This window comes from Micromonospora sp. NPDC050695 (assembly GCF_040654415.1).
Classification (GTDB): domain Bacteria; phylum Actinomycetota; class Actinomycetes; order Mycobacteriales; family Micromonosporaceae; genus Micromonospora.
On record NZ_JBFAHZ010000039.1, the window covers coordinates 1 to 24,033 of the forward strand.

General features: G+C 72.8%; 22 protein-coding genes. 10 read left to right on the forward strand and 12 right to left on the reverse strand.

All coding sequences use genetic code 11. From position 1 onward, the window contains the following. The first annotated feature begins 292 nt into the window (after positions 1-292). On the forward strand, positions 293-1,405 hold the full coding sequence (locus AB0H52_RS23805; RefSeq protein WP_151492937.1) for a TOMM precursor leader peptide-binding protein: 1,113 nt from the start codon (positions 293-295) through the stop codon (positions 1,403-1,405). Next, positions 1,402-2,748: an AarF/ABC1/UbiB kinase family protein gene (locus AB0H52_RS23810; RefSeq protein ID WP_151492938.1), complete on the forward strand. Its 1,347-nt coding sequence runs from the start codon at positions 1,402-1,404 to the stop codon at positions 2,746-2,748. The genes AB0H52_RS23805 and AB0H52_RS23810 overlap by 4 nt, the downstream gene beginning before the upstream one ends. A 308-nt stretch (positions 2,749-3,056) precedes the next feature. Here the strand turns inward: AB0H52_RS23810 and AB0H52_RS23815 are convergent, their stop codons facing one another. The 3 genes from AB0H52_RS23815 to AB0H52_RS23825 form a co-directional block, all read right to left on the reverse strand. After that, a complete protein-coding gene (locus AB0H52_RS23815; protein ID WP_151492939.1) occupies positions 3,057-3,422 on the reverse strand; it encodes a WhiB family transcriptional regulator in 366 nt (121 codons plus the stop codon). Positions 3,423-3,552: 130 nt separating this feature from the next. Next, a complete protein-coding gene (locus AB0H52_RS23820; protein WP_151492940.1) occupies positions 3,553-3,801 on the reverse strand; it encodes a hypothetical protein in 249 nt (82 codons plus the stop codon). A 124-nt stretch (positions 3,802-3,925) separates the two neighbouring features. After that, the gene (locus AB0H52_RS23825; RefSeq protein ID WP_357950069.1) at positions 3,926-6,091 is read right to left on the reverse strand and encodes an ATP-dependent DNA helicase UvrD2; all 2,166 of its coding nucleotides are present in this window, start codon (positions 6,089-6,091) and stop codon (positions 3,926-3,928) included. A gap of 93 nt (positions 6,092-6,184) precedes the next feature. Between AB0H52_RS23825 and AB0H52_RS23830 the strand changes: the two genes are divergently transcribed. After that, positions 6,185-6,427, forward strand: a complete 243-nt coding sequence (locus AB0H52_RS23830; protein ID WP_151492942.1) for a mycoredoxin — start codon at positions 6,185-6,187, stop codon at positions 6,425-6,427. A gap of 67 nt (positions 6,428-6,494) precedes the next feature. Here AB0H52_RS23830 and AB0H52_RS23835 read toward each other — a convergent pair whose 3' ends face one another. Continuing rightward, positions 6,495-7,847 carry an MFS transporter gene (locus AB0H52_RS23835; protein WP_357950072.1) on the reverse strand — a complete coding sequence of 451 codons (1,353 nt, stop codon included), beginning with the start codon at positions 7,845-7,847 and terminating at the stop codon, positions 6,495-6,497. A 158-nt stretch (positions 7,848-8,005) separates the two neighbouring features. Here AB0H52_RS23835 and AB0H52_RS23840 point away from each other — a divergent pair, with 158 nt between their 5' ends. The 3 genes from AB0H52_RS23840 (at position 8,006) to AB0H52_RS23850 (ending at position 9,789) form a co-directional block, all read left to right on the forward strand. Further along, on the forward strand, positions 8,006-8,986 hold the full coding sequence (locus tag AB0H52_RS23840; RefSeq protein WP_151492528.1) for a helix-turn-helix transcriptional regulator: 981 nt from the start codon (positions 8,006-8,008) through the stop codon (positions 8,984-8,986). Between the two features lie 74 nt (positions 8,987-9,060). Next, entirely contained in the window at positions 9,061-9,300 is a 240-nt protein-coding gene (locus AB0H52_RS23845; RefSeq protein WP_278126538.1) for a DUF397 domain-containing protein, read from the forward strand. 213 nt (positions 9,301-9,513) lie between these two features. Further along, on the forward strand, positions 9,514-9,789 hold the full coding sequence (locus AB0H52_RS23850) for a hypothetical protein (protein ID WP_151492531.1): 276 nt from the start codon (positions 9,514-9,516) through the stop codon (positions 9,787-9,789). A 123-nt stretch (positions 9,790-9,912) separates the two neighbouring features. Here the strand turns inward: AB0H52_RS23850 and nudC are convergent, their stop codons facing one another. Genes nudC through AB0H52_RS23870 form a run of 4 tightly spaced genes read right to left on the reverse strand, consistent with a single transcriptional unit; the run spans position 9,913 to position 14,636 of the window. Further along, positions 9,913-10,872 carry an NAD(+) diphosphatase gene (gene nudC, locus AB0H52_RS23855; protein WP_151492532.1) on the reverse strand — a complete coding sequence of 320 codons (960 nt, stop codon included), beginning with the start codon at positions 10,870-10,872 and terminating at the stop codon, positions 9,913-9,915. Beyond that, positions 10,869-12,191: a pitrilysin family protein gene (locus AB0H52_RS23860; RefSeq protein ID WP_151492534.1), complete on the reverse strand. Its 1,323-nt coding sequence runs from the start codon at positions 12,189-12,191 to the stop codon at positions 10,869-10,871. Before AB0H52_RS23860 ends, nudC begins: the two co-directional genes overlap by 4 nt. Next, positions 12,188-13,498, reverse strand: a complete 1,311-nt coding sequence (locus AB0H52_RS23865) for a pitrilysin family protein (RefSeq protein WP_151492535.1) — start codon at positions 13,496-13,498, stop codon at positions 12,188-12,190. The genes AB0H52_RS23860 and AB0H52_RS23865 overlap by 4 nt, the downstream gene beginning before the upstream one ends. Positions 13,499-13,508: 10 nt before the next feature. Continuing rightward, the gene (locus AB0H52_RS23870; protein ID WP_357950077.1) at positions 13,509-14,636 is read right to left on the reverse strand and encodes an LLM class flavin-dependent oxidoreductase; all 1,128 of its coding nucleotides are present in this window, start codon (positions 14,634-14,636) and stop codon (positions 13,509-13,511) included. Between the two features lie 141 nt (positions 14,637-14,777). Between AB0H52_RS23870 and AB0H52_RS23875 the strand changes: the two genes are divergently transcribed. The 4 genes from AB0H52_RS23875 to AB0H52_RS23890 are packed head-to-tail and all read left to right on the forward strand — an operon-like array spanning position 14,778 to position 17,931. Continuing rightward, a complete protein-coding gene (locus AB0H52_RS23875; RefSeq protein ID WP_357950080.1) occupies positions 14,778-15,842 on the forward strand; it encodes an ABC transporter substrate-binding protein in 1,065 nt (354 codons plus the stop codon). Then, positions 15,839-16,618: an ABC transporter ATP-binding protein gene (locus AB0H52_RS23880; RefSeq protein ID WP_151492540.1), complete on the forward strand. Its 780-nt coding sequence runs from the start codon at positions 15,839-15,841 to the stop codon at positions 16,616-16,618. Before AB0H52_RS23875 ends, AB0H52_RS23880 begins: the two co-directional genes overlap by 4 nt. Then, on the forward strand, positions 16,608-17,492 hold the full coding sequence (locus tag AB0H52_RS23885; RefSeq protein WP_151492541.1) for an ABC transporter permease: 885 nt from the start codon (positions 16,608-16,610) through the stop codon (positions 17,490-17,492). The genes AB0H52_RS23880 and AB0H52_RS23885 overlap by 11 nt, the downstream gene beginning before the upstream one ends. Position 17,493: 1 nt before the next feature. Continuing rightward, complete coding sequence (locus AB0H52_RS23890; RefSeq protein ID WP_151492542.1) at positions 17,494-17,931, forward strand: Rrf2 family transcriptional regulator; 438 nt, start codon at positions 17,494-17,496, stop codon at positions 17,929-17,931. A 253-nt stretch (positions 17,932-18,184) separates the two neighbouring features. Here the strand turns inward: AB0H52_RS23890 and AB0H52_RS23895 are convergent, their stop codons facing one another. The 4 genes from AB0H52_RS23895 to AB0H52_RS23910 all read right to left on the reverse strand — a co-directional run bounded on the left by AB0H52_RS23895 (position 18,185) and on the right by AB0H52_RS23910 (position 24,031). After that, entirely contained in the window at positions 18,185-18,385 is a 201-nt protein-coding gene (locus AB0H52_RS23895) for a hypothetical protein (RefSeq protein ID WP_278126531.1), read from the reverse strand. 224 nt (positions 18,386-18,609) lie between these two features. Next, positions 18,610-19,923 (reverse strand): DEAD/DEAH box helicase, encoded by a 1,314-nt coding sequence (locus AB0H52_RS23900; protein ID WP_357950085.1) that lies wholly within the window; start codon positions 19,921-19,923, stop codon positions 18,610-18,612. Between the two features lie 222 nt (positions 19,924-20,145). Further along, positions 20,146-20,349 (reverse strand): cold-shock protein, encoded by a 204-nt coding sequence (locus AB0H52_RS23905; protein WP_007464836.1) that lies wholly within the window; start codon positions 20,347-20,349, stop codon positions 20,146-20,148. 226 nt (positions 20,350-20,575) lie between these two features. After that, on the reverse strand, positions 20,576-24,031 hold the full coding sequence (locus tag AB0H52_RS23910; protein WP_357950088.1) for a UvrD-helicase domain-containing protein: 3,456 nt from the start codon (positions 24,029-24,031) through the stop codon (positions 20,576-20,578). Positions 24,032-24,033: the final 2 nt, after the last annotated feature.

The following is a 24,033-nucleotide window of genomic DNA, read 5'->3' on the forward strand; positions in this document are numbered from 1 at the left end:
TTTATTTTGGTTTGGGTCTGGGGTGTGTTTGGCCAAAAACCCTCCACCCCACGGCGGGGCTCGCCCTCGGTCGCCCGGGTGGGGGGGGGGGGGGGGGGGGGGCCCCCCCCCCCCCCCGCCCCCGTTGCCGTCCCGCCGCGCCGCGCCGCGCCGACCCACTGTCGGGTGACCGACACCCCTACTCGCCGGTTGTGGATAACTCGGCGAATCCTGTGGACAGCGCTGGACAGCGGCCCGGCCACCTGTGGACAACGATCGACCGAGAGCAGGGAAGCGGTCACGATTCGTCACCATGAGTCGTCCCATGCTGCCCCGGCCCACCCTGCTGCCCGGCCTCAATCGGCTGTGGCGCGACCGCCACACCCTTCAACTCGGCGTCGGCCCCGGCCCTGCCGTGCTGCTGGAGCTGGCCAACCCTCGCGCCGCTTACCTGCTCGACCTGCTCGACGGCACCCGTAGCGAACGGCAGGTGCTGGCGTACGCGCCCGCCGCGCGGGTCACCACCGACGATGCTCGTACCCTGCTCGCCGCCCTGCGCACGGCGGGCCTGCTGGTGCCCGCGCACAGCCTGCTCCCCCGCGAGCTGGCCGGCCCGCTCCGGGCGCGGCTCGCCGCGGAGGCGGGCGCGCTGGCCCTGGCCGCGGCCCGGCTGCCCGGCACCCCCGCGCAGGTGCTGCGTCGCCGACGAACCGCCCGGGTGCTGCTCACCGGCACCGGCGCACTCGGTGCACCGCTGGCCGTGGCGCTGGCCCAGTCCGGCGTCGGGCAGGTGATCCCCCACCTCACCGGTCCGGTACGCGCCGTCGACCTGGTCGGCACCGGCATCACGGCCGCCGAGTTGGGCCATCCGCTGGCCCCGGCGGTACGGGCCGCGATCGACCGGATCGCACCGGGCACCGGCACCCACCCGGGCCGTGCCGTCCGCGTCGACCTGGTGATCCAGTTGGGCACCGACCGTCCTCCGGCGCTGCTCGCGGCCGGTCTCGCCCAGCGCCGCCAGCCGCACCTTCTGATCACCCTGCGCGAGGGCGTACCGGTCGTCGGGCCGCTGGTCCGGCCGCCCGCCGGGCCGTGCCTGCACTGCGTCGAGCTGCACCGGGCCGACCGCGACCCGGCCTGGCCGCGGCTCGCCGCCCAACTCGCGGCCACCGCGCCGACCCCGGCCGGTACGACCGGCACGCTGCTCGCGGCGATCGGGTACGCGCTCGTCGAGGCGCTGACGCAGCTCGACGGCGGCAGTCCGGAGACGCTCGGTGCCGCGCTGGAGATCGTCGGCGCCGGCCGGTTCCGCCGCCGGGGCTGGCCACCCCATCCGGCGTGCGGGTGCTCGGAGAGCCGGGCGTACGCACCAGCCCGGCCGCACGGCAGCAGCGGGGCCCTCCGGTCGGTAACAATGACCGGGTGACCGACATCCCGCGCCGGGCCGTGTCCCGGACCGCCAAGCTCGCCGCTCTGCCGCTCGGCTTCGCCGGCCGGACCGTCCTCGGCATGGGAAAGCGTGTCACCGGGCTCGCCTCCGACGTGATCTCCGCGGAGATCCAGCAACGCACCGCCGAGCAGCTGTTCAGCGTCCTGGGCCAGCTCAAGGGCGGTGCGATGAAGTTCGGCCAGGCGCTGTCGGTCTTCGAGGCGGCCCTTCCGGAGGAGATCGCCGCCCCCTACCGGCAGGCGTTGACCAAGCTCCAGGAGGCGGCGCCGCCGCTGCCGGCCGCCAGCGTGCACAAGGTGCTGGCCGAGCAGCTCGGCCCGAACTGGCGGGACCGGTTCGTCGAGTTCGACGACACCCCGGCCGCCGCGGCCAGCATCGGCCAGGTGCACCGGGCCCGGTGGCGGGAACCGGGGTACGACGCCTCGGGTGCGCCGAACGCCCGCGACGTGGCCGTGAAGATCCAGTATCCGGGCGCCGGTGACGCGCTGCTCGCCGACCTCAAGCAGCTTTCCCGGCTGGGCGGGATGTTCCGGGCCATCCAGCCCGGCCTGGACGTCAAGCCGCTCCTGGTGGAGCTGCGTGAGCGGATCACCGAGGAGTTGGACTACGAGCTGGAGGCCGAGTCGCAGCGCACCTTCGCCGCCGCGTACGCCGACGACCCGGAGATCTACATCCCGGCGGTGATCAACGCGGCGCCCCGGGTGCTGGTGACCGAGTGGGTGACGGGCACGCCGCTGGCGGACATCATCCGGGAGGGCACCGAGGAGCAGCGGGACGAGGCCGGCCGGCTGATGGCCACCCTGCACCTCTCGGCGCCGCAGCGGGCCGGGCTGCTGCACGCCGACCCGCATCCGGGCAATTTCCGGCTGCTGGCCGACGGCCGGCTCGGGGTGATCGACTTCGGCGCGGTGGCGCGGATGCCGGAGGGCACGCCGGAGCCGATCGGTCGTATCGCCGCGTTGGCCCTGCGCAACGACGCCGCCGGGGTGGTGGAGGGGCTGCGGTCCGAGGGCTTCATCGGCGCCGCCGACGATATCGACGCCGAGGGTGTGCTCGACTTCATCCGGCCGATGCTGGAGCCCATCGCCACCGACGGGTTTCGCTTCACCCGGGCGTGGCTGCGCGGCGAGGCGGCGCGACTGGCCAGCCCCCGGTCCCCCACCTACCAGCTGAGCCGGCAGCTCAACCTGCCGCCGTCGTACCTGCTCATCCACCGGGTGACACTCGGATCGATCGGGGTGCTCTGCCAGTTGGAGGCGAAGGCCCCGTACCGGAGCATCCTGGAACGCTGGCTCCCCGGCTTCGCTCCCGTGGCGTGAGCACACCGGGCTGAGAACGTCACGAAGGGCGGGTGCCGGTCGGCACCCGCCCTTCTGAGTGGGGTTGGTACTAGAGAACGCCCAGGTCGCGCGCCGACTGGTTACGGCTGTTCATGGCGACGGTACGGGCGGATCGGGTTGCCTCAGTGCTCGTGGTGGTACGACCGGCCTGAGGCCGGCGCATTCGAGCCCGGGACAACGCTTCGTGGAGTAGTTGCATCTCGAAGGCTCCAGTCGGGACGTTGAACATCGTCTTCTCACTCGCTGCCGGCGTGACACCGGCGTAGCTGGTACGGATCGGGAACATGTCAGGCTGCCAGCCGGACCGCGCCACGCACCTCGGACAGCCCACTGGCCGCCAGGCGCGCCTCGGCCTCGACCCGGAGCTCGGCGTCACGGGCGACGTCGTCCTTGCGCGGACGGCCACGGGGCCGCTTGCGCGGGACGACCGCGCCACGCTCGAAGATCTCGCCGCCCCAGACGCCCCACGGCTCCGCTCGCTCCACCGCCCCGGCCAGGCACTCGACGCGCAGCGGGCAGTCCCCGCAGAGCGACTTGGCCAGCTCGAGCTGGGCGGGCGAGTCAGAGAACCACAGGTCGGGGTCGAACTTCCGGCAGGGCAGGTTCGCCTCCATCTCGACGCTCACATCGAGGGGGGCCAACGCCAGACTCATCTCCCGGTCACCTCTCTCTCACTTCGATCTCGTGGATCGCATTCCGACGTAACTTCGGCGGGGCAAAAAACTGAGGCCGCGGATCCCGGTAGCGGGTTCCGCGGCCTCGAGGTGAGCCGGTGTCTGAGAGTCAGACCGGTCTACCTCGAGGTGGAACGCCGCGGACATTCGTGCGCTTCTTGGCGCCATCGATGCCCATGCCCGTGATGCCACTGGTCCCATCGACTCCGGTGGGCGCGACGGCCAGGGTCAGCTCGGCCTGAACCTGGTGCACCTGCGGAACCGACGGTCGTGCGGCCGCAAGGGCCACCCGGACAGCCGACAACGGAGCGTGGACAGACGGCATCGCCGCCAGACGCTCATAGGTGAAGATCTTCACGGGTGCCACCTCCCTCACGTTCCTCGAAAATCGACTGGACCAACCCCCGTGAGCAGCCGGAATGGCGCCGCTCGCGTGGTGTGTCCTGAGGCTATTCCTCGCGCCGGGGCGAGGGCAAACGAATTTACGACTGGATTTCGAAAGTTTTCTCCGGGCAGACGTCGTCCACCCCCGCGCCCCCCACGAGCGCCAACACCGACTCCCCGTACAGGCCCAACTTGCGGGGGCCGATGCCGGCGATGGCGATCAGCTCCTCCGGCCGGCCGGGACGCCGCTCGGCCAGCGCGGTCAACGTGGCGTCGGTGAAGACCACGTACGCCGGGACCTTCTGCGCGCCGGCCACCCGCTGCCGCCACTCCCGCAGTCGTTCGTGCAGCTCATCGTCGATGTCGGACGGGCAGGTGGGGCAGCGGCCCAGCTTGCGGTCGGGACCGGCGAGCAGGGTGGCACCGCAGATCCGGCAGGACACGATCTGGGTCCGTCGACGCTCCGGGCGGCGGGCCGGACCGGTGCCGCCGGCCGCCCGTTCGGTCCCGCCCGAGCGGTCCAGCTGGGGCAGGAACCGCGACGGCCGCCGGGCCCGCCCGCCCGGCGAGCGCGCCGAGGCGTACGACAGCCAGAGCCACTGCCGGGCCCGGGTGATCCCGACGTAGAGCAGCCGTCGTTCCTCCTCGACCTGCTCGACGGTCTTGGCGTACGTGGTGGGCAGGGTGCCCTCGGCGAGGCCGACCAGGAAGACCGCGTCCCACTCCAGCCCCTTGGCCGAGTGCAGGGAGGCCAGCGTCACCCCGTCCACGGTCGGCACGTGCTGCTGGGCGGCACGGTTGGCCAGCTCCTCGGTGAAGTCGGTCAGGGTGACCGGGCGCTCCACCGAGGCGGCCTCCCCGATCGGCACGACCTCGGGGGTGGCCGCGTACTCCTCGGCGAGCTGGACCAGCGCGGCGAGTGCCTCCCAGCGCTCGCGGGCGGCGCCGCCGGCCGGGGGCGTGTCGGGTGCCCACCCGACCGCGGTGAGCGCCTCGACGACGGCGGCCGGTAGCGGCGTCTCCCCGGGGATCGAGCGGGTGGCGGAGCGCAGGGCGATCATCGCCTGGCGCACCTCGGTCCGCTCGAAGAAGCGCTCCGCGCCCTGCACCACGTACGGCACGGCGGTCTCGGTGAGCGCCTTCTCGTACGCCTCGGACTGCGCGTTGGTGCGGAACAGCACGGCGATCTCCTTCGCCGGTGTGCCCGCGTCGATGAGCGACCGGCAGCGGGCGGCCACGGCGTTCGCCTCGGCCGGCTCGTCGGTGAAGATCCGCAGGTCCGGTACCGGTCCCGGGGGGCGTTGACCGCTCAGCTCCAGCCGCAGCCGCGCCTCGGTGCCCCGGGCCTGGGAGATCACCGCGTTGGCCAGCCCGACCACCTGCGGGGTGGAGCGGTAGTCGCGGACCAGCCGGACCACGGTGGCGTTGCGGTGCCGGCGCGGGAAGTCGACCAGGTACGACGAGGTCGCCCCGGTGAACGAGTAGATCGTCTGGCTGGCGTCGCCGACCACGGTGAGGTCGTTGCGGCCGGCCAGCCAGGCGTCCAGCAGCCGCTGCTGGAGCGGGTTGACGTCCTGGTACTCGTCGACCACGAAGTGCCGGTACTGGCCACGGACCTGCTCGGCGACGTCCGGGTGTTCCTCGATGCCCCACACCGCGGCACGCAGCATGTCCTCGAAGTCGATCACGCCGTTGGAGCGCTTGAGCTGCTCGTACGCGGTGAACACGTCGGCCACCTTCGCCGGCTCGTGCGGCGTGTCCCGCAGTGCCCGGGCCGCCGCCACCACGTAGTCCCCCGGCTCGACCAGCGACGACTTGGCCCACTCGATCTCACCGGCCAGGTCCCGGGCGGCGGCCCGGTCGGTGCGCAGGCCGACCCGGGCGGCGGCGAGGGTGACCAGCCGCACCTTGCTGTCCAGCAGCTCGGGCATGGCCCGGCCGGCCAGCAGCCGGGGGGCGAAGTAGCGGACCTGGCGCAGCGCGGCCGCGTGGAAGGTGCGCGCCTGCACGCCCCGCACGCCGAGCAGCGAGATCCGGTGCCGCATCTCGGCGGCGGCCCGGGCGGTGAAGGTGACCGCGAGCACGTGCCGCGGGGAGATCTCACCGGAAAGCGCCCGGTGGGCGATCCGGGTGGTGATCGCGCGGGTCTTGCCGGTGCCGGCGCCGGCCAGGATGCAGACCGGGCCGGCGGGTGCGGTCACCGCGGCGCGCTGCTCCGGGTCCAGCCCGGCGAGCACCTGTTCCGACGCTGAGTGAACCACCACAACCAGGAATCATCTCAGCTCCTCCGAACGTTGCAGCGAACAGCCTCGGCTTGATCCGCAAGCCGGCGGCCGGAGGAGTTGGAGGATCCGACCATGCTGACGATGTATTCCACCCCCTGGTGCGGCTACTGCCACCGGCTGAAGTCGCAACTCGACCGGGAGGGCATCGGGTACGAGGTGGTCGACATCGAGCAGGACCCGAAGGCCGCGGAGTTCGTGATGAGTGTCAACGGCGGCAACCAGACGGTGCCGACGTTGCGCTTCGCCGACGGCAGCGCCCTCACCAATCCCTCGATCACCCAGGTCAAGCAGCACCTGGCGACTCTCACCGCCTGACCGCCGGTGTCATCCGCGACGAGCGGCCGTCCCACCCGGGGCGGCCGCTCGTCGTGTCCGGTATCCGTCAGTTCCGGGGTGGCCGGTGGATGCCGGTGACCACCGGCTCGTCGGCGTCGTCGGCCGGGCGTCGGGGCGCGGGCAACCTCGGGCGGGTCGGCGGCGTGGGTGGGCGGGCACCGGCCGGCGCGCTGAGGTGCCGGCCCCGCCACAGGTAGCCGCCGGCGGCGATGGTGGCCACCCCGACCAGCGCGAACAGCACCCGGTAGTCCAGGAAGCCGACGAGCAGGGCACCCGCGCCGATGGAGAACGCCTGCGGTCCGCTGATGACCGCCTCGGTGGCCGCGGCGACGCGGCCGACCAGCCCGGGTGGGGTACGTCGCTGGATCAGCGTGTGCAGGCCCACCATGGTCAGCGGGAGCGACACGCCGGCCAGCAACACCGCCGCGAACCCGAGCCGCAGGTCGGGGTACGCGAGCGCGAGCGCCGCCGGCCCGAACAGGGCGACCCCGGTGGCCAGTGTGCCGACCTCACCGAGGCGGCGGACCAGCGCCGGTGAGCAGAGCCCGCCCAGCAGCCCACCCACCCCCTGCACGGTGACCAGCACGCCCACGAAGGCGGCGTCCCGGTCCAGTCCCTGGTCGACGTAGGCGAAGATCAGCGACTCGCTGAAGCCCATCACCAGCGACCCGAGCCCGTACCCGAGCAGGGCCCGGCGCAGGGCCGGCTCACCGGCCAGGTGGCGCAGTCCGGCACCCAGCTCGGCCGGCCAGCGCAGCCGCACCATCGGTGGTGCGGGCTGCGGGGTGGGCAGCGCGCTCACCACCGCCGCCGCGGTCAGGAAGCCGACCATGCCGATACCGGCCAGCGCCCAGCCGCCGATCGCCGCGTAGAGCGCCGCCCCGGCCAGCGGGCCGATCAGCCGCAGCCCCTGGCGGACGGTCTGCAGGACGCCGTTCGCCTCAGCCAGCAGCTCCACCGGCACCAGCTGCCGGATCAGCCCACTGAGCGCCGCGCTGAGCGTGATGTACGACAGGCCGTACAGGGCGGCCACCAGGTACACGAGCCAGACGTCGCCGGCGTCCCGGACGGTGAACAGCGGGATGAGCAGCACCGCGGTGACCAGGTTCGCGGCCACGAAGAAGGGGCGACGCGGGTAGCGGTCGACGAACCAGCCGACCAGGGGCGCCAGCGTCATCGGTGCGATGACGGCGAAGATCGTGGCACCGGCGAGCCCGTCGGAGCCGGTGAGGTCCTTGACCCAGATGGCGAGCGCGAGCAGCAGGATCGACTCGGCGGTCATGCTGGCCAGGAGGCCGCCGAAGAGCAGACGGAAGTCGGGTCGGCGCAGGACGGTGCGCATGGGATCCCTCCGGCGGGATGGTGTGCCCGGGGTGGGCGGGGTCGACGGGGCCGACAACGGGTCCGTCGTGCTCCGGCGTACCCGTGGTCCATTTTTCGCAAGACACGCCCCCGCCGGAACCTCCGACGCCGGTCGCGCCGTCCATACTGACCGTGGGGGGCGAATTTCATACAGTTACCGTCGCGTCTGCGTCGGTCGACGGGAAAGAGGACACCGTGCCTCCTGCCGCACCCAGCCCGATCCTGCGTCGTCGCCGGTTGGGCGTCGAGCTGCGCCGCCTTCGCGAGGCCGCGAGCCTGACCGGGGACCAGGTCATCGAGCGTATCGGTTGGGCGTCCGCGTCCAAACTGTCCCGACTGGAGAACGGTCGCAGCCGTCCGGACCCGCAGGACGTCGCGGTCCTCCTCGACCTCTACGGCGCCGACGCGGCGCAGCGCGAGGAGTTGCTCGGGTTCGCCGGTGAGGCTGGCGACATGCGGACCTGGCTGAAGAACTTCCCGGTGATGACGCTGCAACAGCGCAGCTGGGCGGAACTGGAGGCGGGCTGCGCGGAGATCTCCGAGTACAACCCGGTGCTGGTCCCCGGGCTGTTGCAGACTCCCGGGTACGCCCAGGTCCGGATCGTCTCGGCCCGCCAGGTGGGTGCCGGCGCGGGCGAACCGGAGCCCGGCGACGAGCCCGAGACCGAGGTACAGGCGCGGTTGGCCCGCCAGTCGTTGCTGACCCGGGAGACCGACGCGCCGCGCTACACCGCCGTCCTGGAGGAGGCGGCCCTCGGTCGCCGCGCCGGGCCGCCCGAGGTGCTGCACGAGCAGTTGGTCCAACTTTGCGAGCTGGCTCTGCTACCGAACGTGACGCTGCACGTGCTCCTGCGCGACACGCAGATCGGAGATTGGTACCTTCCGCCGACCGCGTTCTCCCTCTATCGGTTCGCCGATCCCCTCGATCCGGAGACGTTGGCTATCGAAGGGGGCTTCACGGACGTCATGTCGTCCGACGCTATTGCACTAAATCGCTATAAAGTGGTGTTCGAGTGGCTATGCACGGCGGCACTGAACGCCTCGGACACCCTCTCCTGGCTGATCGAGGCGACGGGACGGCTGACCGAGGCGGTGCCCCCATCCACAGTGGCGTTCGGGCCGGCAACGGCGCCGACCCAACGCCGCCGGGCTGCGGGGCGACTGACGGACCGGTGATCCACGGGGGACCATCCGTCGGGGCGTGCGGCACCACTCGTCCCATCGGATCGCTGCACATCAGGAGCAGAACCATGAACGACATCCGCAACACGCCGTCCGTCTCCGCGCAGTCGCTGGTAGACGCCCCGTGGCGTACGAGCACACGCAGCCAGACCTCCAACTGCGTCGAGGTCGCCCCCCTGGGCACCGGTCCCTCGGCGGTCGCGCTGCGCGACAGCAAGGACCGGGGTGGCCCGGTGCTGCTGTTCAACCGCGCGGGCTGGCTCGGCTTCATCACCGGTGCCAAGGAGGGCCAGTTCGATCTGAACTGATCCGGTGACCGGGACGGGGCCGTCGGCGTATCGCCGGCGGCCCCGTCGTCGTGTGCGCCGCCAACCCCGCTGACCAGCCCATCGGTTGATCGGACGAGGCTGGAAACCGATAGGCGCGTTTCAGTTGCTGGGACGAGTACGCGGCGTAGCATGACCTCGAGTACGTGGAACTTCCACACTGGCTCATCCGTCGCGGTTCATCCGGAGACCCTCATGCGGTTCCTGATCGTTCGCACCGACATCCGCGCCGTCGCCGACGGGGACATCGCCGCCGCCTGGGCGGACGGCCACCGACTTCGCGACGAGCCGACCCAGCCTGAGCCGCGCCGGCAGATCGTGCACGCCGAGGACCGGGACGCCGCGCTGTTGCTGGCCCGGGCGCTCGCCACGGTCGGCGCCGTACGCGCCGGCAAGCAACGGGTCAAGGTCCTGCCGCTCACCGAGCCCCGACCCGCGTTCCGACACAAACCGGGCCGCACCGGCCCCTGACCCACCAGACGTCCGTCGTGGTCGGATCGGCTCCCCCGCCGTGTTCCTTGCCTCCGACCATGACGGCCCGTGTTCCCGGCCCGTGACCGCCGCGGCAACGTCGGCCACGGGCCGGGACCGTGCTCAGCGGTCGCCGTCCACCCAACCGTCCAGCCAGCGGTGGATGAGGAACAACGCGATCGACGACGGCGGCGGCAGGATCAGCCGGGCACCGTCGCCCACGTCCACGGTCCGCCCGGCCAGCGCCGCCCCGATCTCCTGCCGGGAGAACCACCGGGCGTACGCGATCTCCGACGGATCGACCCGCACCGGATCCGACGGGTCGGCCGTGGCCAGGAAACCCAACATCAGCGAGCCGGGGAACGGCCACGCCTGGCTGCCCACGTACCCGATCCGCTCGACTCCGATGCCCACCTCCTCACGGACCTCGCGCAGTACGGCGGCCTCGGCCGACTCCCCCGGCTCGACGTAGCCGGCCAGGCACGAGTAGCGCCGACCACCCGGGGTGCCGGGCCAGCCGGCGTTGTTGCCGAGCAGGCAGCGCCCGTCCGGCCCGTCGACCCCGTCGTGCACCAGGACGATCATCGCCGGGTCGGTGCGCGGCCAGATCCGGCCGCCGTTTCGGTCCACCCGGGACCAACCGGCCTCGTCCATCGCCGTCGGCGCACCGGTGCTCGCCGAGTAGCCGTGCCGGGTGTGCCAGTTGACCAGCGCCAACGCGGTAGTGAAGATGCCGGCCTCCCGGTCGGCGAGCAGATGCCCGACCTCGCGCAGGTTGACCGCCCGGGTGCCCGACAACGCCGGCAGCGGCGCGTCGACCGCGAAGACCGGCACCCCGTCCGGCTCGACACCGAGGAACATCGCCATCGACTCGGACCCGGCCGGCAGGTCCGCCGCGCCGAACAGCACCAGCGCCGGAGGCGACACGTCGGTACGGGCCAGCGTCCGCCCGTCGTCGGTCGAGTCGAGCAGCAGCACCCGGGCGCGCAACCACGCCTCGGTCAGCCACTGCGAGTCACCCCGCCGGTGCGCGGCCCGGTCCAGTGTCGACCGGGCCAACGGTGGCGCCGTCTCGCCGCTCACCGCAGGGACTCGGTACGGATCGTGGTCAGCGCGGCCAGACCCGGGGTGACCAGTTCGGCGTCGCCGAGCACGACGACCGCGGCCCGGGCCGGCGCCAGGTAGCGGGCCGCCACCTCCGCGACGTCGTCGATGCTCGCCTTGGCCAACCTCGCCGCGTACTCGGCGAGGAAGTCCAGACGTAGCCCGTTGCCGGCGTACGCGCTGGTCAACGCGGCCAGCCCGGCCTGGGTGGACATGCCGAGCTGAAGGGTGCCGAGGGCGTACTGGCGGGCCTGCTCCAACTCCTCCGGCTTCGGCGGCAGCGACGCCAACCGGCCCAGCTCGTACGTCGTCTCGAGCAACGCCGGACCGGTGACCTCGGTGGCCACCTCGGCGGCGGCGACCAGCACCGACCCGGCCACCGAGTGCTCGATCACCGAGTGCGGCCCGTACGTGTAGCCCTTGTCCTCGCGGATGTTCTCCACCCAGCGGGAGGAGAAGTAGCCGCCGAAGATCAGGTTGGCCAGTTGCAGCGGAGCGTGGTCGGGGTCGGTGCGGGACACGGCCGGCAGCGCGATCCGCAGCGAGGACTGCACCGACCCGGGCCGGTCGACCAGCAGCAGCGGCCCCGGCTCCAGCGGGGGTGTCCGCGGCAGTTCGGCGGTGCGACCCGCGCCGGACCACCCGCCGAGCGCCCGCTCGGCCGCGTCCAGCGCCTTCTCCGGCTGCACGTCGCCGACCAGCACCAACTGCGCACCGGCCGGATGCACCCGCTCGGCGTGCAGGGTGCGCAGCGTCGCCGGCCGGACCGCGCGGATCTGGTCGGGCTCCGGGGTCTGCGTCGCGTACGGGTGCCGGCCGTAGATCCGCTTCAACAGCGCCTCGCGGGCCAGGTGCGCCGGCTGGCTCTGCGCCACCTCGATCCGGTCGACCAGCCGGTCCCGTTCGGTGGTCACCTCGTCGGTCGGGTAGCTGGCGCCGGTCAGCACCTCGGCGAGCAGCTCCAGCATCCGGTCCAGGCCGGTGACCAGGCCGGCGCCGGAGAGCATCAGCCGGTCCGGGTCGACACCGGCGGCCAGCCCACCGCCCACCTTCTGCAGCTCGGCGGCGATCTGCACGCTGGTCATCGACTCGGTGCCGGAGAGCATGGTCTGCGAGAGCATCGCCCCGCGGGCCAGGTGCGCCCGGCCGAACGGGATCCAGAGGCGCAGCTCGACCAGGGGTACGGAGGGCCGGCGTACCGCGATCACGGTCAGACCGTTGCGGAGCGTGCGTTCGGCCTGCCGGGGCACCTTGAGCTTGCGGGTGGGTCCGAGCGGGGGCAGCGTGCGTACGCTCATCGGGCACCTCCGGCGATGACCTCGATGGTGGCGCGGCGTTCCGGTCGGAGGGTGGCGGCGGCGGTCTGGACCTGCTCCTCGGTGACCTCGCCGATCAGCCTCGGCAGGTCGTTGAGCAGCCCCGGCTCACCGCGTTGCTGTTCCAGGACGGCCATCCGCAGCGCCCGGCCGAGCACCGCGTCGGTGTCGCGCAGCAGGTGGGTCGCCATCCGGGCCTGGGTGCGGGCCAGTTCGCCGTCGGTCAGGCCGTCGGTGGCCAGCCGATCGAGTTCCTCGTCGACGGTGCGCAGCACCTTGTCCACGTCGCCGCCCGGCGGCAGGTGCGCCTGCAGCAGCAGCGCGGTGGGATCCCGCACGTCGAACGGGTCACCCATGAAACCGAGGTAGCCGCCGAGGCTGGTCACCGAGCGGTCGCGCTGGACGAGCCGCTCGACGAGCCGCGACGCGTCGCCGTCGGTGAGCACCTCGGCCAGCACCACGTACGGCAGGTAGCCGGCGAAGTCGGTGACCGGGTCGGGCACCCGCCAGGCCCCGGCCACCGCCGGCAGCGGCGCCAGCCGGTCGGTGTACGTGGTGCGCCGCTCGGCGGCCAGGTCGGGCTCGGTGAAGTCGGGTCGCTTCGGCGCGGGGCGGGCCGGCACGTCGCCGAAGTGCCGGTGGACCAGCTCGGTCGCCTCGGCCACGTCGATGTCGCCGCTGACGGCGAGGACCGCGTTGCCGCTGGCGTAGTAGCGGCGGAAGAAGTCGGCGGCGTCGGCGACGGTCGCCGACTCCAGGTCGTCGAACGAGCCGTAGCCGTCGTGCGCGTTGGGGAAGGTGTCGAACATGACCGGCGGCAGGGTGAGCCAGGGGAAACCGCCGTACGGCCGGTTGAGCACGTTGACCCGGATCTCCTCCTTGACCACGTCGACCTGGTTGCGCAGGGTCTCCTCGGTCAGTCGGGGGCCGCGCATCCGGTCCGCCTCCAGGAACAGCGCGCGTTCCAGCGCGTTGCTCGGCAGCGTCTCGAAGTAGTCGGTGTAGTCCAGGTGGGTGGAGCCGTTGAAGGTGCCGCCGGCGCCCTGCACGTGCCGGAAGTGGGCCAGCTTCTCCAGATTTTCCGAGCCCTGGAACATCAGGTGCTCGAAGAGGTGGGCGAAGCCGGTGCGTCCCTCCGGTTCGGAGCGGATGCCGACGTCGTAGACCACCGCCACCCCGATCACCGGGGCGCTGCGATCGGGGGTGAGCACCACCCGCAGGCCGTTGTCGAGGGTGAACCGCTCGACCGGGTACTTGGTCGCTGGAATTCTGGATCTCCGCGCCGCCACGGGACTGACCCTAGCGCGTCGACACCCGCCCCACCGGCGTCCTCCGCGGAGCCGGCACCACCGGTTTGGTGACCAGCGGCAGCACCTCCGCGCCGACCCGCTCGGCCTCCTCTCGGTGCGGCCAGCCGGAGAGGACGAACTCGTCGACGCCGAGGTCGGCGTACTCGTCGATGCGGGCCGCGACCTCGGCGTAGCTGCCGACGAGCGCGGTGCCGGCGCCCTCGCGGACCAGGCCGACCCCGGCCCAGAGGTTGGGTGCGACGGTGAGCCCGTCGGTGCGGCCGGCGTTCAGCGCGGCCATCCGGGCCTGCCCGACGGAGTCCATCCGGCGGAACCTGGCCTGGGCGGCGGCGATCCGTTCCGGGCTCATCCCGGCCAGCAGGCGGTCGGCCTCCGCCCACGCCTCGGCGCTGGTGGGCCGGGCGATGACGTGCAGGCGGAGGCCCGTGCGCAGGGTGCGGCCGTGCTCGGCGGCGAGCGCCCGGACACGGGTGACGCGGGCCGCGATGGCCGTGGGTGGCTCACCCCACATGAGGTACGTGTCGGCCTGCTGGGCCGCGACCGCCTCGGCGGCGGGGGACGCGCCGCCGAAGTAGACCGGCGGCGGCTCGGACAGGGGGGTGGCCAGGCCACCGCCCTCCACCCGGTAGTGCACGCCGGAGTGGTCGAACGGCCGGCCGGCCCAGGCGCGGCGGAGCACCTCGATGAACTCGCCGGTGCGTGCGTAGCGGTCGTCGTGGCCGAGAAAGTCGCCGTACGCGCGCTGCTCGGCCGGGTCGCCGCCGGTGACGATGTTGAGCGACAGCCGACCGCCGGAGACGGCCTGGAACGCCTCGGCCTGCTGGGCGATCAGGGTGGGCAGCGCGAAGCCGGCGCGGACGGCGACCAGCATGCCGAGCCGCTCGGTGTGCTGGGCGACGGCCGCGCAGACGATCCACGGGTCGGGGCAGCCGGCACCGACCGGGGTCAGGACGGCGCTGAAGCCGCCCGCCTCGGCGGCGCGGCCGACCTCGGCCAGGTACGCCACGGTGGCGGCCCGGTCGTGGCGGGCGGCGCCCGCCGTGACGGTGGCCGCGCCGACCTGGTCGCCGTCGCCGGAGGTGGGCAGGAACCAGTGGAAGGTCCGTGATCCAGTCACCGGATTACCCTAGCAAGCTAGTAGGAAATACCGACATATCTGAGACCCCGCGTCCCGGCATGTGGATGCCTCTTGACGCTGACCACGCCCTGGCCCACTCTTCCTACCAACTAAGTAGGAATACTGCGGATTGGATGGACGATGAGACGGCTTCCCTTGCGCCGCTTGGTCACCCTGGCCACTCTCGCCGCCCTCGGCGCGGCGACCCTGGGCAGCACCGCCGCGTGCGGCGACGACAGCGAGGGCGCGGGCGGCAGCTCCGGCCCGGTGACGCTGCGCCTCGGCTACTTCCCCAACATCACCCACGCGCCGGCGGTCGTCGGCGTCGAGAAGGGCATCTTCGCCGAGAAGCTCGGCGCCGACGTCCAGCTGGACCCGAAGACCTTCAACGCCGGCCCGGCCGCCATCGAGGCCGTCTTCTCCGGTGCGCTGGACGCCACCTACATCGGTCCGAACCCGACCGTGAACGCGTTCTCCAAGTCGAAGGGCGAGGCGGTCCGGGTCGTCTCCGGCGCGGCGTCCGGTGGCGTGGCGCTGGTGGTCAAGCCCGGCATCAACGGCCCGCAGGACCTGAAGGGCAAGAAGGTCGCCACCCCGCAGCTGGGCAACACCCAGGACGTGGCGATCCGCTACTGGCTCAAGCAGCAGGGGCTCACCACCACCAAGGAGGGCGGCGGCGACGTCAAGATCGTGCCGCAGGAGAACGCCCAGACGGTGGAGACGTTCAACAGCGGCGCGATCGACGGCGCGTGGGTGCCCGAGCCGTTCGTGTCCCGCCTCGTCAACGCCGGCGGCAAGGTGCTCGTCGACGAGCGTGACCTGTGGCCGGACAAGAAGTTCGTCATCACCAACCTGCTGGTCAGCACCAAGTTCCTCAAGGCGCACCCGGACGTGGTGCAGAAGCTGGTCGACGGCCAGGTGGCCGCGAACGAGTTCGTCAACAGCAAGCCCGAGGAGGCCCAGCAGGCGATCTCCGACGCGATCGGCAAGATCACCGGTAAGCCGTTGGACCCGAAGCTGATCAAGCAGGCGTGGCCGACGTTGGAGTTCACCAACGACCCGATCCCCGCCTCGCTCAAGGCCGGCCTCGACCACGCCGTCGAGGTGGGGCTGACCGAGCCGGTCGACCTCAAGGGCCTGTACGACCTCACGTACCTCAACACCGCGCTCAAGGCCGCCGGCAAGCCCGAGGTCACCCAGCCATGACGTCGACCACGACGACGCCGCAGAGCGCGACCACCGCGGTCGCGCTCTCCGGCGTGACCAAGGTGTACGGACGCGGGGCGAACGCCGTACTGGCCCTGGACGGCGTGTCCCTGGACGTCGCGCCGGGCGAGTTCGTCTGCCTGGTCGGCGCCTCCGGCTGCGGCAAGAGCACCCTGCTCAACCTGGTCGCCGGGTTGGATCGGCCCAGCGGCGGAGAGATCGGCCTGGCCGGCGGCGTCAACCCCGGGCTGATGTTCCAGGAGCCGGCGCTGTTTCCCTGGCTGACCGTCGAGGCGAACGTCGAGGTGCCGCTCAAGCTGCGCGGACTGCCCCGGGCCGAGCGGCGGGAACGGGTCGCCGAATTGCTGCGCACCGTGCACCTGGGCGAGTTCGGCCGCAAACGCCCGCACGAGCTGTCCGGCGGGATGCGGCAGCGGGTCGCGCTCGCCCGCACCCTGGCGCTGGACACCCCGGTGCTGCTGATGGACGAGCCGTTCGGCGCGCTGGACGCGATGACCCGCGACATCCTGCACGACGAGCTGGAACGGATCTGGTCCGAGCGCAAACTCTCGGTGCTCTTCGTGACACACAACGTCCGCGAGGCCGCCCGGCTGGCCGACCGGATCATCCTGCTCTCCAGCCGACCCGGCCGGATCATCTACTCCACCGAGGTGGACATCCCACGCCCGCGACGGATCGACTCCCCCGAGGTCGCCGCCATCGCCGCCGAGGTCACCGAACGGCTCCGTACGGAGGTGGGCCGCCATGGCCAGTGACACCCTCACCAGCTCGGCGCGTACCGACGCGCAGATCTCCGGCCTCGACGCGCTGGAGATCGCCGGCCGGGACAAGGAGGTCTCCCGGGGCGCCCGGATCTGGGCCGGCACGTGGCCCAAACTCGCCGCGCTGGCCATCGCCATCCTGGCCTGGCAGCTGGTGGTCTGGTCGGGTTGGAAGCCGCCGTACTCGCTGCCGGGCCCGCTGGTCGTCGGCCGCGAGCTGCTGGCCCAGGCCCAGGGCCCGCAGCTCTGGGAGGGCCTGCTCACCACGCTGCGCCGCGCCGCCGTCGGCTATGTCTTCTCGGTCGCGGTCGGCCTGCTGCTGGGCCTCGCGGTGGCCCGGTCCACGGTGCTCCGGGCCGCCATCGGCTCGATGATCACCGCGCTGCAGACCATGCCGTCGATCGCCTGGTTCCCGCTGGCCATCCTGCTGTTCGAGCTGAGCGAGAAGGCGATCTTCTTCGTGGTGGTGCTCGGCGCGGCACCGTCCATCGCCAACGGGGTGATCTCCGGTGTGGACTACGTGCCACCACTGCTGAAGCGCGCCGGGCGCAACCTGGGCGCCCGAGGGCTCAACCTCTACCGGTACGTCATCGCACCGGCCGCCCTTCCGGCCATCGTCGCCGGCCTCAAGCAGGGCTGGGCGTTCTCCTGGCGCAGCCTGATGGCCGGTGAGCTGATCGTGGTCGGCATCTCGCAGACCTCGCTCGGCGCGCAGCTCACCTACTCCCGCGAGCTGTCCGACGCGCCCTGGCTGCTCTCCACCATGATCGTTATCCTGGTCGTCGGCCTGGTCGTCGACGCCGCGTTCGGCGCGGCGGACAAGGCGATCCGGCGCCGCTGGGGCGTACTGGACCAGGCTGGTCAGTGACGTGTACGTCTCCGCGCGCAGCGACTACGCGCTCCGGGCCATGCTCGCCGTCGCCGCCGCCAGTGACGGTGCCGGCGAGTTGGTGAAGGCGGCCAGCCTGGCCGAGGTGCAGGACATCCCGCTGAGCTTCCTCCAGGGCATTCTGCTCGACCTGCGCCGGGCCGGCCTGCTGCACAGCCACCGCGGCGCCGAGGGCGGGTACGCGTTGACCCGGCCAGCCGCGGAGATCACGGTCGGGGACGTGCTGCGCGCGGTCGGCGGCTCGCTCACCACCGTGCGCGGCCTGCCGGCCGAGCGGGCCGGCTACCACGGGGTCGCCGCCGGGCTCACCGACGTCTGGCTGGCGGTGCACGGGGCCATCGCCACCGTCGTCGACAGCACGAGCCTGGCCGACCTGCTGGCCCGCGACCCGACCGGCCACGCCCGCAGCGCCTCCTGAGCGCGGTCCCGGTCCGCCCCTGCTCCGCGATCTCCCCTGGATGATCGTGCTCGATCATGGATGTAGTGCCCTCGTCCATGCTGGAAGGGGCCTGTTTCCTGGATCGAGCGCGATCATGACGCGGGTGAGTGCGACCAGGCGCGATCAGGCACCGGGGCGGTGTGGTCGGGTCGGTGCCCCGCCGACCCGACCACACCTCGTACCGATCCTGACCGGGCCTGCCCCTCGCCGGCTCCGGTCGGCCGGTCGCTGCTCAGCCCACGTGCGCGACCGTCGGGCCGGGACCCGGGCCGCCGGGGCTGCGCAGCTCCACCAGACCGGCCGGAGCGTTGCCCGCCGGGGTGGCATGCCAGGGTGCGAAGGCCGCAACCATGGCGAGCAACAGACCGGCGAGCGCGACAGCGACCACCAGGATCAGTTCGCGCAGCGCCCCCGAGCCGGCCTCGCCCGCCATGGTCACCCCTCCCGTGCCGGGCCCCCCGCCCGGCCTCCCCCGTTGGCCAGCTTCGACCAGGCCGGGGCGGGGCGCAGTCGGCCAACCGACCGAGCCAGGGCTGATTGCCGACTCAGATATTCAGGCGGGCGGCGTGACCGACCGGCCATCGGATCGTTGCCGCGGACAGACGAGACCGACCCGCCCAGCCGAAGCGGGACGGGTCGGTCTCGGTGCGCAGAAGATCAGACGGTACGGGGCCGACGCGGACGGCGGGACCGGCCCGACGCGCGATGCGCCGGCCGGGCGCCACCGTCGGTGGCCGAGCCACCGGAGGCGCGTACCCGACCGGGCGACGCCGGCGGCGCGGCGATGGTCACCGGCACGCCGGACGGCTCACGGGCACCGGTCACCCGGACCAGCGCCTCGTCACCCGGGCGCACCTGGACCGACTGCGGTCGGATGCCGGCGGTGGCCATCAGACGGGACACGTCCCGACGCTGCTCCGGCAGGACCAGGGTGACCACGGTGCCGGACTCGCCCGCCCGGGCGGTACGGCCACCCCGGTGCAGGTAGTCCTTCGCCTCGGTCGGCGGGTCCACGTTGACCACCATGTCCAGGCCGTCGACGTGGATGCCCCGGGCCGCCACGTCGGTGGCGACCAGGGCGGTCACCTGACCGTTGCGGAACTGCTCCAGGATCCGGGTGCGCTGCGGCTGGGACTTGCCGCCGTGCAGCGCGGCCGCGCGTACACCCTTGGAGAGCAACTGGCGGGCGAGCCGGTCGGCGCGGTGCTTGGTGCCCATGAACAGGATGGTGCGGCCGTCGCGGGCGGCGATCCGGGTCAGCGCGTCGGGCTTGTCCACCGCGTCGACGTGCAGCACGTGGTGGGTCATCGCGGTGACCGTGGCGGTGCCCGGGTCGACCGAGTGGGTCACCGGGTTGCTCAGGAAGCGGCGGACCAGCCGGTCCACGCCACCGTCCAGGGTGGCGGAGAAGAGCATCCGCTGCCCCTGCGGCGCGACCTGCTCCAGCAGCTTCGTCACCTGCGGCAGGAAGCCCATGTCGGCCATCTGGTCGGCCTCGTCCAGCACGGTGATCTCGACCTGGTCGAGCCGGGCGTCACCGCGGTTGATCAGGTCGTGCAGCCGGCCGGGGGTCGCCACGACCACCTCGGCGCCGGCACGCAGCGCGTCCGCCTGGCGCTGCAACGACAGCCCGCCGACGACGGTGGCGCAGCGCAACCCGACAGCGCGGGCGTACGGGGCCAGCGCGGCGGTGACCTGCTGGGCCAGCTCGCGGGTCGGCACCAGCACCAGGGTCAGCGGACGACCCGGGCGGGCCTTGCGGCCGGCGGTGCGGGAGAGCAGCGGAAGCCCGAAGGCGAGGGTCTTGCCGGAGCCGGTGCGGCCCCGGCCGAGCACGTCGCGGCCGGCGAGCGAGTCGGGCAGCGTCGCCGACTGGATCGGGAACGGCTCGGTGATGCCCTGCGCGGTCAGCGCGGTGAGCAACGCCGGTGCCAGACCGGTATGAGCGAACGACGGAATAACCGTGGTCATGCAGAAGCCTTCCTCGACGCGGCACGTGTCGAGGGAGGGCGCCGATGTCGGCGCTGTCACCGGCGGCCACAGGCAGCCGGGACTCACAAGCACGAACCGATTGGAGTACAGGCCGGCCCGCCGCCAGGCCGCCGCCTGCGGAGGCAGGCGGCGGCGGGGCGGGCCGGTCCCGTCACCGTCACACCCGGAGGGCGCGACAGGTAATGCTGACCGATCCGAAGATCAGAGCGGGCGGATGTTCTCCGCCTGCGGGCCCTTCTGACCCTGGGTCACCTCGAACTCGACCCGCTGGTTCTCGTCCAGGCTCCGGTAGCCGGAGGACTGGATCGCCGAGAAGTGGGCGAAGACGTCGGCGCCGCCGCCGTCCGGGGTGATGAAGCCGAAGCCCTTGTCAGCGTTGAACCACTTCACGGTGCCAATAGCCATGTGTTTCGTCTCCTTGACGGAACGTCGGACACGCACGTGTTGCGCGCCCGAAGAGGAGCGCTCCGCGCGGGAATGCGCGAATCGCCTGTCGCTTCTGGTCGCCCCGCCCGGAGAACTCCGGACACAACAAAGAGCGCCTGGGGCCACAATCCCGCCAGGCGCACACAGAGTCTCTGGTAACCAAAACTGCAACCCGATCAACCTACCACGGTTTTGCCCGCAGCGGTCAAGCTTGGGCGGAATCTTCGGGCAACTGGGCGATCATGGCGGTGAGCCCGGTCACGTCCAGCAGGTCCGCGGGGCGCACCGTCACCCCGTCCCGGACGTAGTGGAACGCCGCACCCACCCGGTCGACCGGCACCCCGACCAGCTCCGCCCAGGCCAGCCGGTAGACGGCCAACTGCACCGCCGCCACCTCCGCCGCCGGCCCGGTCAACTGCCGGCCCGTCTTCCAGTCGACCACGTCGAACCGGCCCCCCGGTCGGGCGAAGACGGCGTCCATCCGCCCCCGGACCACCACACCGGCGATCACCGTGGCGAACGGCACCTCCACCTCCACCGGCGCCCGGTCGGCCCACTCGCTGGCCAGGAACCGCTCCTGGAGCTCGGCCAGCGCCTCGTCCGGCGCGGCGTCCGCGTCCGCCGCGCCGGGCAGCTCGTCCAGGTCGAGCAGCCGGTCGGCGCCGAAGCGCTGCTCCAGCCAGGCGTGGAAGGCGGTGCCGCGGCGGGCGTACGGATTTGGTTCGGCGGGCACCGGCCGGCGCAGCGTACGGGCCAGCGCCGCCGGATCGTTGCGCAACGCGACGAGCTGGGTGACGCTCAACTGCCCCGGCAGGGCCACCTCGACCGCGCCGGAGAGCCGGGTCAGCTCGGCCCGCTCGGCCAACAGCAAGTCCGCCTCACGCCGCCAGCGCGCCACCTCCGGATCCGCCTCCACCGGCGCGGAAGCCACCGGCCCGACAGCCACCGGCGCGGAAGCCACCGGCGCGACAGCCACCGGCGCGGAAGCCACCGGCCCGACAGCGACCGGCCCGACAGCGACCGAAGCCGGGCCGTCGGTCATCAGGCGGCGGACCAGCCCGGCCGCCTCGGCCAGCGCCGGACGCCGGCCACCCAACGGGTCGGCCGGCCACTCCGCGCGGAGCACCACCTCGGCCGTCGGGTTCGTGGCATCCGGGGTGGGCTCCGGCGCCCACGCGTCGACCAGGTGCCCCGGGCCGCCGTCCAGGCAGGCGTCGTACACCTCGCGCAGGAAGACCGACGGGCCGCGCGGCCGCTTCGTGCCCTCCCCCCACCAGTAGCCGGAGCACAGCAGCAACCGGCGCGGTCGGGTCACCGCCACGTACGTCAGCCGGCGTTCCTCCCGCTCGTCGTGCGCCCGCCAGGCATCGGTGAAGTCGGCCACCGCCCGGGCCACCGCCCGCTGGTCCCCCGCCTCGTCGAGCGCCAGCTCCGGCAACCCGTCGACGTCGCCCCGCAGCGGGAACGGCAGCACACCCAGCCCGCCCAGCCAGTGGTCGGAGTTGCGCACCGGCCCCGGCCACGACCCACGGCACAGGCCGGCCACCGCCACCACGTCCCACTCCAGACCCTTCGCGGCGTGCGCGGTGACCACCTGGACGGCGCCCTCCACCACCTCGACCTCGCCGGGGGCCAGGCCCCGCTCCTCGTCCTCGGCGGCAGCCAGGTAGGACAGGAAGCCGGACAGGGTCGCACCCGGGGTCTCCCCGCTGAAGCGGGCCGCGACGTCACCCAGGGCGTCCAGGTGACCCCGGGCCAGACCGGCGTCACCGGCGCCGTCCCGGCCGGCGCGCACCGCCACCTCCACGTCCAGGCCGATGGTCCGTTCGATGTCCGCGATCAGATCCGGCAACGCCTGGTCCAGCCGGTAGCGCAGCAGCGCCAACTCCGTGCCGTACGCGCGCAACCGCGCGAAACCCTCCGCCGAGTACGCCTGCGCGGGACCGAGGTCGGCCAGCGCCTCCACCAGGGTCGCCTCGTCGAGCAGATCGGGGCTGATCTCCGCATTCTCGTCGGCGGCCACCTGCCGCCGGGCGTTCGCGATGGCCCGAGCCCGGCGGTGCAGCGCCACCAGGTCACGCGGCCCGATCCGCCAGCGGGCACCGGTGAGCAACCGCAGCAGCGCCGCCCCGTCGGTCGGGTCGGCCAACACCCGCAGCGTGCAGACCACGTCGCGAACCTCGGGAGTGTCCAGCAGACCACCCAGCCCGACGACCTCCACCGGCAGGCCACGCTCGCGCAGCGCCGACTCGATCGCCGGGATCTGGCTGCGGACCCGGACCAGCACGGCCGTCGTCGGGCGCTGCGCCACCGGGATGTGCTCCGGTGCCACGCCCGGCATCCGGGCCGCGCCGCGCCAGGCGGCGAGCACACTGTCGGCGATCCAGGCCGCCTCGTCGGCGTACGTGGGCAGCAGCGCGCAGTGCACCGTGCCACCGGCCGCCCCGCCGGGGCTGCGGTGCGGGATCGGCTCCAGGACGGTCAGCGCCGAGCGCAGCTCCGGCACCCGGGCACCCGCCGCGCGCAGCGGGGTGGACAGCGCGTTCGCCACCCGCAGGATCTCCGGGCGATTGCGCCAGCTCGTGGTGAGCCCCAGCGCCTGCGCGGGCTGACCGTCGGCGCGCGCGAACTCGGTGGGGAACCGGTCCAGGGTGCCGGCGCTGGCCCCCCGCCAGCCGTAGATGGACTGACACGGGTCACCCACCGCCGTCACCGGATGCCCGCCACCGAACAGCGCGTTGAGCAGCACCACCTGGGCATGGCTGGTGTCCTGGTACTCGTCGAGCAGCACCGCCCGGAAACGGCCCCGCTCGATCTCGCCGACCGCCGGGTGATCCCGGGCCACCCGGGCCGCCCGGGCGAGCTGGTCGGCGAAGTCCATCGCCTCGAAGTCCTCCTTGCGCCGGGCGTACGCCCGCACCAGCGGCAGCAGACGCAGCCGGGTCTGCTGCAGGGCGAGCGCCTTGCGCACGTCGGCGTACACCCGCCCCGGCCGCGACTGCACCTCGGCGAAGAACCGACCCGTCCAGGCCGCCAACTCGTCCGGGGCGACCAGGTGCTCGTCCAGCTCCCCGGCGAGCGCCAGCACCGCGTCGGTGATGGTGCTCGGCATCCGGTCCACCTCGGACATGTCGCCGTCGTAGTTGCGGACCAGCAGGTCGACCAACTGCCAGCGGGACGCCTCGGTGAGTAGCCGGGTGGACGGCTCGTAGCCGGCCCGCAGCCCGTGCTCGGTGACGATCCGCCCGGCGTACGAGTGGTACGTCGAGACGGTCGGTTCACCGGCCAGCGGGTCGTCCAGCGGGTCCCGACCCTGCCGGCCGAGACGGCGGATCAACTGGTCGAGACGGGTACGGACCCGGTGGGCCAGTTCGCCGGCGGCCTTACGGGTGAACGTCAGCCCGAGGATCTGCTCCGGGCGCACGTACGAGTTGGCCACCAGCCAGACCACCCGAGCGGCCATCGTCTCGGTCTTGCCGGAACCGGCCCCGGCGACCACCAGCAGTGGCTCCACCGGGGCGGCGATGATCGCGGCCTGTTCCCGGGTGGGTGCCGGCAGCCGCAGGAGCTTCGCCAGCTCCACCGGGGTGTACCGGGGGCCGGAGTCGGCGAGCCGGGGCGTCGGCGCCGGGCCGGCGCCGAACAGGGTTGGCTGGGTCACGG